This window comes from Geomonas sp. (genome assembly GCF_035254065.1).
In the GTDB taxonomy this organism is placed as follows: Bacteria; Desulfobacterota; Desulfuromonadia; order Geobacterales; family Geobacteraceae; genus Geomonas.
Map to the genome: position 1 here is coordinate 1 of NZ_DATFBA010000022.1, position 13,800 is coordinate 13,800.

Annotated in this window: 8 protein-coding genes; all 8 read left to right on the top strand. The window is 61.5% G+C overall.

Going from position 1 to position 13,800, the window contains the following annotated elements; all coding sequences use genetic code 11:
- Positions 1–1,861, top strand: a 1,861-nt coding sequence (ldhH, locus tag VJ604_RS01360) for an L-lactate dehydrogenase (quinone) large subunit LdhH (protein ID WP_324079587.1), incomplete at its 5' end; no start/stop codon positions are given.
- A 477-nt stretch (positions 1,862–2,338) separates the two neighbouring features.
- The gene (locus VJ604_RS01365; protein WP_324079588.1) at positions 2,339–3,145 is read left to right on the top strand and encodes a hypothetical protein; all 807 of its coding nucleotides are present in this window, start codon (positions 2,339–2,341) and stop codon (positions 3,143–3,145) included.
- 19 nt (positions 3,146–3,164) lie between these two features.
- A complete protein-coding gene (locus VJ604_RS01370; protein WP_324079589.1) occupies positions 3,165–4,616 on the top strand; it encodes an SLC13 family permease in 1,452 nt (483 codons plus the stop codon).
- A gap of 213 nt (positions 4,617–4,829) precedes the next feature.
- Complete coding sequence (locus tag VJ604_RS01375; RefSeq protein WP_324079590.1) at positions 4,830–6,701, top strand: glycoside hydrolase family 15 protein; 1,872 nt, start codon at positions 4,830–4,832, stop codon at positions 6,699–6,701.
- Positions 6,702–6,805: 104 nt separating this feature from the next.
- Entirely contained in the window at positions 6,806–7,990 is a 1,185-nt protein-coding gene (locus tag VJ604_RS01380) for an amylo-alpha-1,6-glucosidase (RefSeq protein WP_324079591.1), read from the top strand.
- 276 nt (positions 7,991–8,266) lie between these two features.
- A complete protein-coding gene (locus tag VJ604_RS01385) occupies positions 8,267–8,596 on the top strand; it encodes a hypothetical protein (RefSeq protein ID WP_324079592.1) in 330 nt (109 codons plus the stop codon).
- A gap of 77 nt (positions 8,597–8,673) precedes the next feature.
- Positions 8,674–11,388 (top strand): UPF0182 family membrane protein, encoded by a 2,715-nt coding sequence (locus VJ604_RS01390; RefSeq protein WP_324079593.1) that lies wholly within the window; start codon positions 8,674–8,676, stop codon positions 11,386–11,388.
- Between the two features lie 79 nt (positions 11,389–11,467).
- On the top strand, positions 11,468–13,800 hold a 2,333-nt coding region (locus VJ604_RS01395), incomplete at its 3' end, for a cation-translocating P-type ATPase (RefSeq protein WP_324079594.1).

The window sequence follows — 13,800 nt, forward strand, 5'->3', positions numbered from 1 at the left end:
TCTGAAGCTCGCCAAGGAGCAGGGTGTCCAGACGGTGGTGAAATCGAAGTCGATGGCCACCGAGGAGATCCACCTGAACGCCCACCTGCTCGACAACGGCATCTCGGTGGCCGAGACCGACCTCGGGGAGTGGATCATCCAGCTTGCCGGCCAGACCCCGTCCCACATGGTGATGCCGGCCATCCACATGACCAAGGAGGAGGTGGCCGAGCTCTTCAGCAAGGAAGTCGACGAGCGGCTCTCCTCCGACATCCCGAGGCTGGTCAAGGTGGCGCGCAACGAGCTTCGCCCGAAGTTTCTGGCTGCCGACATGGGGATCACCGGCGCGAACATCGCCGTGGCCGAGACCGGCAGCATCGTGCTGGTGACCAACGAGGGAAACGCCCGGCTGGTCTCCACCCTGCCGCGCATCCACGTCGCGGTGGTCGGTGTGGAGAAGCTGGTGGAGAAGTTCGAGGCCGTCCCCACCATCCTGGAGGCGCTCCCCAGGAGCGCAACCGCGCAGCTTTTGACCAGCTACGTCTCCATCATCTCCGGCCCGACTGCCAACGACGACGGCTCCCAAAAGGAGATGCACATCATCCTGATGGACAACAAGCGGACCGAGATGGCGCGCGACGCCAAGTTCAAGCAGGCGCTGCAGTGCATCCGCTGCGGCTCCTGCCTGAACGTCTGCCCCATCTTCAGGCTGGTCGGCGGGCATGTCTTCGGCGCAGTCTATACCGGCGGGATCGGCACCATCCTGACCGCCTGGTTCGATGAGCTGAAGAAATCGGAGGAGATCCAGGGGCTCTGCATCCAGTGCGGCAACTGCAAGGAGGTCTGCCCCGGCAAGCTCGACATACCCGAGATGATCATGGAGATCAGACGGCGCCTGGTGGTCGAGAAGGGACAGCCCTTGGCCCAGAAGGCTATCTTCTCGGTGGTCAACAACCGGAGACTGTTCCACGGCATGCTGCGGGCCGCCTCCATCGCCGGGAAGGCCTTCACTTCAGGCAAATTCATCCGGCACCTGCCGTTTTTCCTCTCCGATCTCACTGAGGGGCGCAGCCTCCCGGCCATTGCCGCAGAGCCGTTCAGGGACCGCTTCAAGGAGATCAAGCAGCCTAAGGGGAAGGAGAAGGTGACCTTCTACGCCGGCTGCCTGATCGACTTCGCCTATCCCGAAATGGGTGAGGCGCTGGTGAAGACCCTGAACAAGGCAGGGATCGAAGTGATCTTCCCCGACGAGCAGACCTGCTGCGGCGCGCCCGCCCTCTACAGCGGCGCTTACGACGTCGCCGCTGAGAACGCGGTGCAGAACATCGAGGCCCTGCTGGACGCAGACGTGAAGTACGTGGTCTCCGCCTGCCCGACCTGCACTGTCGCCCTGGCCCACGACTTCACCAAAACCCTGGAGACGGCCGGGAAGGAAGAATGGCTGGAGAAGGCGAAAAAGCTGTCCGAAAAGACCATCGACTTCTCCACCCTGGTCAAGCAACTGGTGGACGAGGGGCGGCTCAGCTTCAAGGAAGGGGCGCAGATGGGGAAGGTGACCTATCACGACTCCTGCCATCTGAAGAGGACCCTGCGGGTATCCGAGCAGCCGAGGGAGCTGCTGGAGAAGGCCGGTTATGAGCTGGCCGAGATGTTCGAGTGCGATATGTGCTGCGGCATGGGCGGCTCGTACTCCATGAAGCTGCCTGAGATCTCGGCGCCCATCCTCAGAAACAAGCTGAAGAACATCAAGGAGACCGGTGCCCCGGTGGTGGCTATGGACTGCCCCGGCTGCGTCATGCAGATCAGGGGCGGCCTCGACCAGGACGGCTCCCCCGTCGAAGTCCGGCACTCGGTCGAACTGCTGGTCGACCAGCTGAAATAGGGGAGGGGGAGCAATCCCCTCTGTCTCCCTATCATCGGGTCTGCATCCCCCACGGTACCCTGTCCGGTGGATGCAGACCCGACCAACGCTTGCCCTCTTTCCACTCTTTTCTACTTTTCACTCAGCCCCATCCATCTGTCCCAATCTCTCCCTCCCCCGCCGGGGGAGGGCAGGGGTGAGGGATGCCACACCTCGCCACTCAATTTTCATTCTTCCGATTCCACTCCCGAGGCGATTGCAGGAGGCAACCACGTACTTCTTGCGCACTCCAATCCACCCGACAGGTGCGTTTCGCCGGCCTCTTTTACAACTCTACTAGAGTGATAGGAAATATATCCTTTTTTCTTGACTAAAATGGTTTGTCGGACTATCTTTGACAAAACACACCACTTGACTTGGGTACGGTCCTCATCATTGGTGCTGGTGGATGATGGATTTCATGGGAAGCTGGCGCAGCAGAAGAAGGGGAGGGAGAGCATGAAAATCGAAGAAAAAAAATTCCGGCAGCTGCTTGGTCGGGATCTTTCCACCCCGTCTCCCGACCAACTTCTGCGTGAGGAAAACGTCTTCTTCGTGGGGGGCAATCTTCCTGAGCGCCCGACTCTGGAAACCCTCTACGACAGCCACTACCAGAGCAATGCAGCGCTCTTTCATCTCACCTTCGGCGATCTCGACTCCTTTACCAACGGCGAGACGCTGGCCCGCATGATCAAGAAGAACTTCAACACCCGCCTTATTGCGAGACTCGACCTCCCAGCGCCCGCCCATCTCATCGAGCGTGCCTACGCGGCGGGGGTGGATATCCTCGATATCCCGCTGACCGCCTTCGACGGTTCCCGTACAGACCGGGGAATGGCCGGCATCGAGATGCGGCTTCGTTCCATCGAGTGCGCCCGTTACGTTTTTCCGCGCTGGTCGGTTATCTCCACGTTGGTAGCGGGAGAAGAGGCTGCCAACTCAACGGTGGCCGGAATCGACACCCTGCTGGCAGCCGAGGTGCTCCCGCTGGTGACGCTTTCGAAGAGCGGCGCTCGTCTCTCTCGCGAAGAGCTCTCCGGTATCTATACCCACCTTCAGACTGGCTGGCGCGCCAACAAGGCCGCAACCAAACCGCTCCTGCCGCTGATCAACCTGGTCACCCCATTGGCACCCGCTAGCTCACGCGGGATGGTGCGCGGCTTGATCGACATCATCGACGACAGGCGGCAGCTCGCAGCCTCCGACCTGCGTCGCATCCTCCGGGTGAAGGAAGTCGAACAGTCCTTCGAATCGGCAGCCCTCTAATTCCCTGGAATAGCTTCCCATGCCCAACAGCAATCTTTTCGACAAGCCGCTCAAGATCGACAACCGCCCGATGTGGCTCATCCTGCTGGACAAGACCGCGCGTTACCAGGTGATGGCGCTGGTTGCCTTAGTGGTCGGCGTGCTGATCCATCTCACCCCGCCCGCAGGGCTTTCCGTCGACGGGTACCGCTCGCTGGTGCTGTTCGGCGCTACCGTCTTTTTCTGGATTTCGGGCCTGCTCCCCATCGCCGTCACCGCGCTCCTCTCCATGGTGATGCTCCCCCTGCTGGGGATCATGGATGCCAAGAAAACCTACTCGATGTTCGGCAACGAGGCGGTCTTCTTCATCCTGGGCGCCTTCATCCTGGCCGCCGCCATGACCGGCACCGGCATCTCCGCACGCATCGCCCGCGCCATGCTCGCGAGGTTCGGCAAGACACCCACTCGGCTGGCCCTCACGGTCTTTCTGCTGTCGGCTTTTCTCTCCTTCATCATGAGCGAACACGCCGTAGCGGCCATGCTGTTCCCGGTGGTAAGCGAGCTGGCCACAGCGCTGGGACTGGAGAAGGGAAAGAGCAGCTACGGCCGCCTCATCTTCATGTCGATGGCGTGGGGATGCATCATCGGCGGCATCGCCACCTTCCTCGGTGGAGCGCGCGCTCCGCTGGCAGCCGGGCTTCTGAAGGAGGCCACTGGACTCCACTTCACTTTCATGGAGTGGACCACCGCAGCCTGCATGATCGTGCTGCCGCTTTTGGTGATCGCCTTTCTTCTGCTCTATCGGTTCTTTCCCGTCGACATAGAAAGCGTGGAAAACGGCAGGAAGTTCCTCAATCACAAGCGGCTGGAAACCGGCAAGATGGGGTACGACGAGATGCTGACCGCGCTCGTCATGGTGGCCACCGTCGCCTGCTGGATCACGCTGGGGGAGAAGACCGGCCTGGCCGCCATCGCCATTCTGGGAGCCGCCGCCCTCTTCACCTTCAAGGTCGTGTCCTGGCAGAAGATCGAGGAGTACGTCAACTGGGGGATCATCCTGATGTACGGAGGCACCATCGCGCTCGCCTCCGCGCTGGAGAAGACCGGGGCCGCTGTGTGGGTGGTTAAGAAGGGGATGGGGGCGCTTTATGACTCACCGCTCGCCATCATCGCCGTCATCTCCTTGGTTGCCATCGTCCTTACCGAATGCATCAGCCACGCCGCCGTGGTAGCCATCCTCATGCCGGTCGGCATGGGCCTTTGCAAGAGCACCGGCATGGATCCCAAGGTGATGACCCTTTCCATCGCCCTGCCGGCCGGTCTCGCCTACTGCCTGCCGATGGGGACCCCTGCCACCGCCATCGCCTACGCCTCGGGCTACCTGAAAAGCCGGGACATCATCGTCTCCGGTGTGGTGGTGATGGCCATTTCGTGGCTTCTTTTCATGGGATCGGTCGTCTTCGTCTGGCCGCTCATCGGGCTTAAGATCTGATTTAGCATCCACCATTTACATGCCGTTTCCAGATCAAGAACCATTCTCTAAGCTCCCCCCTTTACTGTCATTGCCCTCGCTGTTGCTGGATCAGCACGCCGACAACTTGCTTTTGCCTCCCCGAGTGACTATATTTTAATCTGGCTCAATCTCTAGGCCCTTTCAGTATTCTGTCAAACTGGCTCAGCTATGAGTTTCAGAAGAGGAATCGGCATGACTGGTGACTGTAATCGCGATGCGTTCCTGCCGTTTCCACCCATCCAACGCCATGGCGTGATAGGCGACCGGCGAACCGCTGCTCTGGTTGCCGGCGACGGCACCGTCGATTGGTACTGCGTGCCTGACTACGACGGCGACTCCGTTTTCGGCTCGGTGCTGGATCCGGATCGAGGCGGCTTCTGGCGTTTCGGCCCTGATGAGCCGACCCTGGGGATACAGAGATATCTTGAGAAGACGGCGATCCTGCTCACCGAGTGGGACCTTCCTTCCGGGAAACTCGAGCTCTCCGATGCCATGCCCTGGCCGGACGATGAACGGCGGCATGGAGAGGCGCAGAGAGCGATCATAAGAAGGATTCGCTGTCTTTCAGGTGTGGCGACCGTCCGCTTCCAATTGCAGCCCCGCTTCAAATTCCAGGAGATGGAAGTCCAACCCGACGATGGTGCCGGCAACGTTTCCTTCCGCTCGGACGAGCAGGCCTTCACACTCTGGACATCATTTCCGGTCCGGAAGATCGATAGCTCGCTCAGCGCGACGGTTCAGATCAACGAGGGGGACGAGCTTTGGGCGATGTTCAGTCTGTCAGCTCCGGCCATCAGTGGCCACTCTGCGTTTGAGATGACCTCGGGCGCCTTGTCCCTTCTGTTGGAGGAAACTGCTCGCTACTGGAAGGATTGGTGCCGTGATCTCACCGTCTCTCCGGACGAGCGGCAGCAGATCGAGCGGTCGGCGATAACGGTACAGCTTCTTACCTATGCTCCTGCAGGCTCCGCGGTAGCAGCGGTGACCACGTCGCTCCCCGAGCGTGTCGGCGGGAACCTCAACTGGGATTACCGCTTCGCATGGGTGCGTGACACCTCCCTCTCCCTGGCCCTGCTCGCCTTGCTCGGCAAGGGGAGCGAGGTCGGGAGATACCTCGACTGGCTGAGTGGCCGAAAGTCCCTGGTGGAGGCCCCGCTCCAGGTTATGTACCACCCGGCAGGGAAGCCGGAACTGCTACCGATCGAAGACCGGGAACTGCACGGATACCGGGGCTCTCGTCCCGTGAGGTTCGGCAACCGGGCCTACACGCAGTTCCAGCATGGCAGCGTCGGGTTTCTCGCTGACTGCACCCTCATCTACCTGGAAAACGGAGGGATCTGGAAAGATGAGTACTGGCAACTGATCAGGCGGATCGCGGATAACACCGCCGAGGTCTGGCAGCGGCCGGACTGTGGGATTTGGGAGTTGCCTGAACAGGTCCACTGGGTGGAGAGCAAGGTGATGAGCTGGGTCGTGCTGGACCGGGCCATCAGCATTGCGGAAAAGACCGGCTGCCCTGGCGAAGCGAGCCGGTGGGTGCCGGTGCGGGATGCCATCCACCGTGAGGTGCTGTCGCGAGGGTGGTGCGAGCGTACCCAGTCCTTCCGGCAGCACTACGGCAACGAGGAGGTAGACGGCGCGCTGCTGCTGATACCGGTCATGGAATTTCTCCCTGCGGACGACCCGAAGGTGGCATCCACGGTGGCGAGGATCGAGCGGGAGCTGACCATCAACGGCTTCGTCTACCGGTTCCATCCCGAAACGACCCCAGGCGTTCACACCGATCTGCCGCTCGGCGAATTCGAGGGTGCCTTTTTCCCGGTCACCTTCTGGCTGGCTACCACCTATGCCAAGGCCGGCAGGCTCGACCAAGCCGGGGAAATCCTGGACCACTGCCAGAGGGTTGCCGGAAATCCCGGCATCTTCTCGGAGGAGGTCGACGTCCGCACCAACCAGTTCCTTGGCAACATCCCGCTGCTCTTCTCTCAGGTCGAATACGCCAGGGCCCGCCTGGCCGTCCTTCATCACCGTTCCCTGCGTGGAACGAGCCTCGACTTGCCTTAATCCCGTCTATATCCAGAGCCCTGCCGTCGCCTTGAAGGGGAGGGGGCATCGGGTAAAATTTAATGTGTACTTCTTTCTGCCGCTTTTAGTTAGAGAGGGCGACCTTGCCGGTACCTGACAACCAACTTATGGAGGAGTGCTATCGCCGGGCCCTCGTGCTGCTTCGGGAAAACTCCACCGATGGCGGCGTCCTCGCCTCTGCGATCAACAAAAAGTCAGTCGGGCGGCACTATGCCAGCATCTTCGGCCGCGATGCCTCCATTTGTGCCCTCGGCATGGCGGTCTCTGGCGACGCCGACCTGATCGATTCCGCACGCAGAGGTCTCTTTACTCTCGCCAAGTACCAGGCCCCCAACGGGCAGATCCCCAAGTACGTGAAGCCGGAGTCGGGAGAGGTCGACTTCTGGTACGCAGGCTGTATCGACGCCACCCTCTGGTGGCTGGTCGCCATCAGCCTGCTGGACCGCTGGGATCCCAAGGGAGCGCTCCGGAAGCAACTGGAGACAGAGGTGGGGCTCGCGCTGCGCTGGCTGGAGTGCCAGGAACACCAGGTTTGGCACCTCCTCCAGCAGGGGGAGGCGAGCGATTGGGCGGACATCATGCCGCGCTCGGGTTTCGTCCTGTACACCAATGCGCTCTGGTACTGGACCAAAATGCTCTACGACATCCCCACCGCCCCCCATACCCGCGACTACTTCAACCTCCTCTTCTGGCCCTTTGGCAGGGTGGTCGCCGAGCACCGGCGGGTCCGCCTGCTCATGCACTACATCCGCAATCGCAGCAAGCGCACCCCCTTTTACCTGAGTTTCGTGAATTTCGCCACCTGGGGAGAGGAGATCGACGTCTTCGGCAATATCCTCGCCTTCCTGGTCGGCGCCTGCAGCATCTCGGGGGCCTGCCAGGCCGTCTCCCGCCTGACCCGGATGAAGGCGAACCAGCCGTACCCGATTCGGGTGGTGGCGAACCCCATCGGCCCGCAGAACCCGCTCTGGCGAGTCTACATGCAGCGTCACCGGCAGAACCTCGCCTGGCAGTACCATAACGGCGGCATCTGGCCCTTTGTCGGCGGTTTCTGGGTCATTCTGCTGGCGCGATTGGGACAGGTCAAGGAGGCCTGGGCCGAACTGGAGAAATTCGCGCAGGCGAGCCGGATAAACGACTGGGAGTTCAACGAGTGGCTGCAAGGGGAGACCGGTGAGCCGATGGGGATGGCGCGGCAGTCGTGGAATGCCGCCCTCTACATCCTCGCCTACCGGACGTTGCAGGACCGGGCGAGGTATTTGCCCTGATAGATGGCTGGCGTTGCCTACCCTACCTTAGATGCACTGGCTGAAGAAGAGTCAAGGCCGTTCGCCCTGAGCCTGTCGAAGGAGGTGTGAAACTGATACGGCTCGTTCCTCGTCGGCGAAAGTTGGGGCTCGTACTTCGACAAGCTCAGCACGAACGGTTTCACCAGGCTCCTAGCATTCACCGACTCGTACCTGCAAGGTGTTCGAAAAGTTTGCTGCGTAGTGGTAGGATAGAACCATGATGTGAATCAGGGCGTTAGTCAACGGAGGCTGGCCATGGTTTATTTCATCATGTTCCTCAAAACTGCTGCTTGGGCAGGTTCTTTTTGGTATGGCATCCGGCGGGGATGGAAAGGGATGTTGTTGTGGGCCGCCGGCATCAGCATTTTCCTTACCGCGGCTGATAACCTTGAAGAGATGGGCACACTGTCGGTGCTGCTACTCACGCTGACAGTTTACGCCCTGATGTCATTCTTCCTGATCCCGCTGGCCTGGAAACTGAAGAATCCGGCAGTATCCATGGCCTGCAATGTGGCAGGCACGTACGGAGCCTTCGCTGTCGTCAATTTAACAATTGATTTCCTCAGATCGAATTTTATGACATAGTCACTGATCCAATTTGAATGATAGCTGGATAATGCAATGAGCACCCACCGCGGTGCTTTTGAAAGGTGGGGACCCTGATGCACAAGAAAAACAAGCTCATCCTGCTGTCACTGATCGCCTTCCTTGTCCTACTTTCCCTTCTTTCCAGGCTGATTCACTTCTACACCGACTGGCTTTTCTTCATTGAAACCGGATACCTCTCCGTGTTGAAGACCTCCATCGCCGCGCAGATAGTTTCCGGCCTCGCCTTCGGGGGCATTTTTCTCCTTTTCGTCCTCGCCAACCTCCATTTCGCCTACCATGCTTCGGCTTCGGCCACCCGCATCCGCCTTGAAAAAGGGAACATCTACCAACTCAAGAAGGAGCAGGTAAGCCAGTTGATCAAGCCGCTCAGCATCGGGATTGCCGTTCTCCTCTCCTTGCTGATAGGGAACTGGGGGGCTGCGATGTGGCAGAACGCGCTCCTCTTCGTCAACGGCATCACGGTCGGCATACCCGATCCCGTCCTCGGGGCGGATGTCGGGTTCTACCTTTTCAGCTTGCCGCTTCTGGAGCAGATCAACGTCTTTACCGGCTTCATGTTCCCGATCACCGCTGTCATGGTGGCAGCGCTCTACTACCTCAATGGCGGCATCGTCATCTCTCCCCGGGGCATCGACATAGATGTGAAGTTGAAGCGGCATCTCGCCATTCTTGCCGTCTTGTTCTCCCTGTCCATCGGTGGCGGTTTCTACCTGGAGACCTTCCGGATGCTGCTGGGAGGTACCGGCAGTTTCCAGGGTGCGGGCTATGCGGATGTCCATGCCCGGCTCGCCACCTACCAGTTCCTCGCCTTCCTCGCCCCGGTGGCGGGTGTCATCTTCGCCCTCGGCCTCTGGAAAGGGGCCTGGTTCCGGATGGCACTCCCGGTGGCGGTGCTGTTGGCCGTCTACGGCGTCGGAGTGGTCGCCTATCCCGGCTTGCTGCAGAAGTTCAAGGTGGCGCCCAATGAACTCGACCTGGAGACTCCGTACATCAAGAACAGCATCACGTTCACCCGGATCGGATACGACCTGGAGAAGATAGAAACCATTCCCTTCGACGTGGACCTGAAGCTGACCGCCGCCGACATCGCCAAGAACGACGCAACCATCAAGAACATCCGGCTGTGGGACACCGAGCCGCTTTTGAAGACCTACAGCCAACTGCAGCAGATCAGGACCTACTACAAGTTCTTCGACGTGGACAACGACCGCTACCTGGTGAACGGGCGCTACACCCAGGTGATGCTGTCGCCGCGCGAGCTCTCCTACGCCGACCTCCCCAGCCGCAACTGGATCAACGAACGGCTGATCTTCACCCACGGCAACGGTCTCACCATGGGACCGGTAAGCCGGATCAGCAAGGAAGGACTCCCCGAATTCTTCCTGAAGGACATACCCCCGGTTAGTCTTGCCGACATCAAGGTGACTCAGCCCGATATCTACTACGGCGAGCTTTCCAACGACTACTCCATCGTTGGCAGCAAGGTCCCCGAGTTCGGCTACCCAACCGCTACCGGCAACATCAACTCTGCCTATGCGGGGAAGGGCGGGGTGCCGATCCGTTCGCTGGCCGACAAGGCGCTCTTCGCCGCCCGCTTCGGCTCCGAGAAGATCCTGCTCTCCTCCGATATCAACGACAAGAGCCGAGTACTCTACTACCGCAACATCCTGGAACGGGTGCGCACACTGGCTCCCTTTCTCCACTTCGACAGCGACCCCTACATGGTGGTGCGCAAGGATGGCGGGCTCAGCTGGATCATCGACGCCTACACCTATTCCGACCGGCTTCCCTACTCAAAGCCGCTTAAAGGAGGCGTCAACTACATGCGCAACTCGGTCAAGGTCACGGTGGACGCCTACCACGGCACGGTCACCTTCTACCTTGTCGATCCCGCTGACGTCATGGCCAAGGTCTACTCCCGCATCTACCCGGGGCTGTTCAAGCAGGCCTCCGCCATGCCGGAAGATCTCCGCAGCCACGTCCGCTACCCGCACCAATTCCTCCAGCTGCAGGCCTCCATCTTCGCGGCCTATCACATGACCGACCCCAAGGTCTTCTACAACAAGGAGAACCTCTGGGAGATCCCGGTCATGGGCGAGAAGCAGATGGAACCGTACTACACCATGATGAAGCTGCCGGGTGAGAAGAGCGAGGAGTACATCCTCTTGTTGCCCTTCACCCCCTCCAAGCGCGACAACCTGGCCGCCTGGTTCACCGCCCGTTGCGACGGCGATAACTACGGCAAGGTCCGCGCCTACACCTTCCCGCGCGACCGGCTGATCTACGGCCCCAAGCAGATCGACGCCCGCATCAACCAGGACGCCTTCATCTCGCAGCAACTGACCCTCTGGAACCAGCGAGGCTCCGAGGTGATCCGCGGCAGCATGCTGGTGATCCCGATCGAGAAATCCCTCCTCTACGTGCAGCCGCTCTACCTGGTGGCCGAGAAGGGTGGGCTTCCCGAGTTGCGGCGGGTGATCGTGGCGTACGGGGACGAAGTGGTCATGGAGCAGACGCTGGAGCTGGCCCTGCAACGGATCTTTGGAGGGAAGGCAGGCGAGCCCGCTCCCGCGCCTGCGGTGGTGCCCTCCGCGGGAGCCGGCCCTGCGCCGGCCGCTCAGGGGGCCAAAGCATCGACCCGGGACCTTGCCCGGCAGGCGATGGCGATCTATGAGCGGGCCACCACGCTGCAGCGGCAGGGAGACTGGGCGGGGTATGGGGAGGAGCTGCGCAAGCTTCAGCAGGTCCTGAAGCAGCTCGCGCAGTAGGCTTCTGCCTACTCTCCCTCTCCCGGGGGGAGAGGGGACTTTCTGACGCAGGTATCTCGAAAGGTGGAGCGTAACTTCGATGGAGCATTCGGATCATCCACCGTGGCATACCTTGGACGCCGAGACCGTTGCCTCTCTGCTGGAGTCCAACCCTGCCGGGCTATCTGCCGCAACTGCCGAATCCCGTCTTGCCCATTGGGGTCCCAACGAGCTTCGGCAGGCCAGCCGCGGCTCTGCCTGGGCGTTGTTCCTCTCCCAGTTCAAGAACCTGCTGATCGTCATCTTGCTGGTCGCCTGTCTTCTCTCTCTGCTGCTCGGGCAGGCGGTGGAGGCGATCACCATCGGCGTCATCGTCCTCTTCGCCGCGCTGCTCGGCTTTGCCCAGGAGTGGCGGGCGGAGCGGGCCGTCGAGATGCTGAAGCTGATGGCGGCCCCTACCGCCGCTGTGATACGGGACGGCGTGGAGACGAGCATTGCTGCCCGGGAACTGGTGCCTGGGGATGTCGTGCTGCTGCATACGGGCGATCGCGTCCCGGCCGACGTCCGGATCATGGAGGCTGCCACCCTCAAGCTGGAGGAATCTCCGCTCACCGGTGAATCAACGGCGGTCGCCAAGCAGTCGCCGCCGCTTCCCGATCCGGAGCTTCCCTTGGCGGACCGCCGCAACATGGCCTTCGCCGGAACGGCTGTCAGCCACGGGAGAGGGAAGGGGATAGTGGTCGCCACCGGCATGGACACCGAGTTCGGCCGGATAGCCGGCATGCTGACGGACATCCAGACGAGCAGGACGCCATTGCAGGAAAATCTCGACCGGGTCGGCCATCTGCTGGTCCGTGCTGCCCTGGTGGGAGTGGCCATTATCATACTGCTCGGGCTCTTGCGCGGCGAAGCGTTCCTGAAGATGCTCCTCTTTGGGCTCGCGCTGGCCGTGGCCGTAGTGCCGGAAGCTCTGCCCGCCGTGGTCACCATCTCCCTGGCACTGGGCGTTCAGCGTATGGTGAAGCGTCATGCGCTCATGCGCCGGCTGGCCGCCGTGGAAACCTTGGGGAGCACCACGGTCATCTGTTCCGATAAAACAGGCACCCTGACCCGGGACGAGATGACCGTTCGCCGCCTCTACGTGGCAGGCCGCTTCGTAGAGGTTTCGGGAGCGGGCTACCGGCCGGAGGGGACTTTCAGCATGGCGGGGGGGCAGGCGGTTCCGCAGCAGGAACTATTGGCGCTTATGGAGGCCGCCACCCTGGTCAATGACGCATTCCTCCTCCAGGACGAGGCTGCCTCCGGATGGAAGATCAACGGTGACTCCACCGAGGGGGCGCTGGTGGTCGCCGCGGTCAAGGCAGGAATCGACGTCGATGCCCTCCGCAAGCGTTACCCGCGCGTCGACGAGGTACCCTTCACCTCCGAGTCCAAACGGATGACCACCCTGCATGGGGAGGGGGGTGCGCTGGTCGCCTTTGCCAAGGGGGCTCCAGAGGTGATGCTGGAATCCTGCCGCAGTACCCTGCTCGACGGAGGTGAAATACCTCTCGACGAGCAGGGGCGCAGAGCGGTGGTCGAGGCGGGGCGGGAGATGGCGGCCGGCGCCTTGCGGGTGCTGGCGGTGGCAGTAAAGAGGGGAACTGCCCGCGAGAACGCGGAAGGGGAGATGACCCTGCTTGGCCTGGTGGGAATGCAGGACCCCCCCAGACCGGAAGCCGCTGCCGCCATAGCGGTCTGCCGGCAAGCGGGCATCCTGCCGGTCATGATCACCGGCGATCATCCAGCAACCGCACGCGCGGTGGCGAGCGAGCTTGGGCTGCTGACCGGCGGCCGACTCCTCACCGGAACCGAGCTTGATGTGATAGACGACGACCGTTTCGCCGGTGAGGTGGAGTCCATCCAGGTGTACGCACGCGTCTCGCCGGCCCACAAGCTGCGGGTGGTCAGCGCCCTGCAGGAGAAGGGGCACGTGGTGGCCATGACCGGCGATGGCGTGAACGATGCTCCGGCCCTGAAGAAGGCGGATATCGGCATCGCCATGGGCGTAACCGGCACGGCGGTCAGCAGGGAGGCCGCAGCCATGACCCTCACCGACGACAACTTCGCTTCCATCGTGGCCGCCGTCGAGGAAGGGCGTGCCATCTTCGACAACGTGAAGAAGTTCCTGATGTATCTGCTTGCTTCCAACCTTGGGGAGATCGGGCTGATGGCGGGGGCGCTGCTGCTGGGACTGCCCCTGCCGGTGAGCGCGGTACAGATCCTTTATGTCAATCTGGCAACCGATGGTCTTCCGGCGCTGGCCCTGTCGGTCGATCCGGCCGATGAGGACCTGATGCAGCGCCCTCCGCGCGACGCCGCGCGCGGCATTTTCACCCCAGCCGTGGTGGCCCTGATGCTGGCCGCGGGCGTCTGGTCGTCCCTCGCCAATCT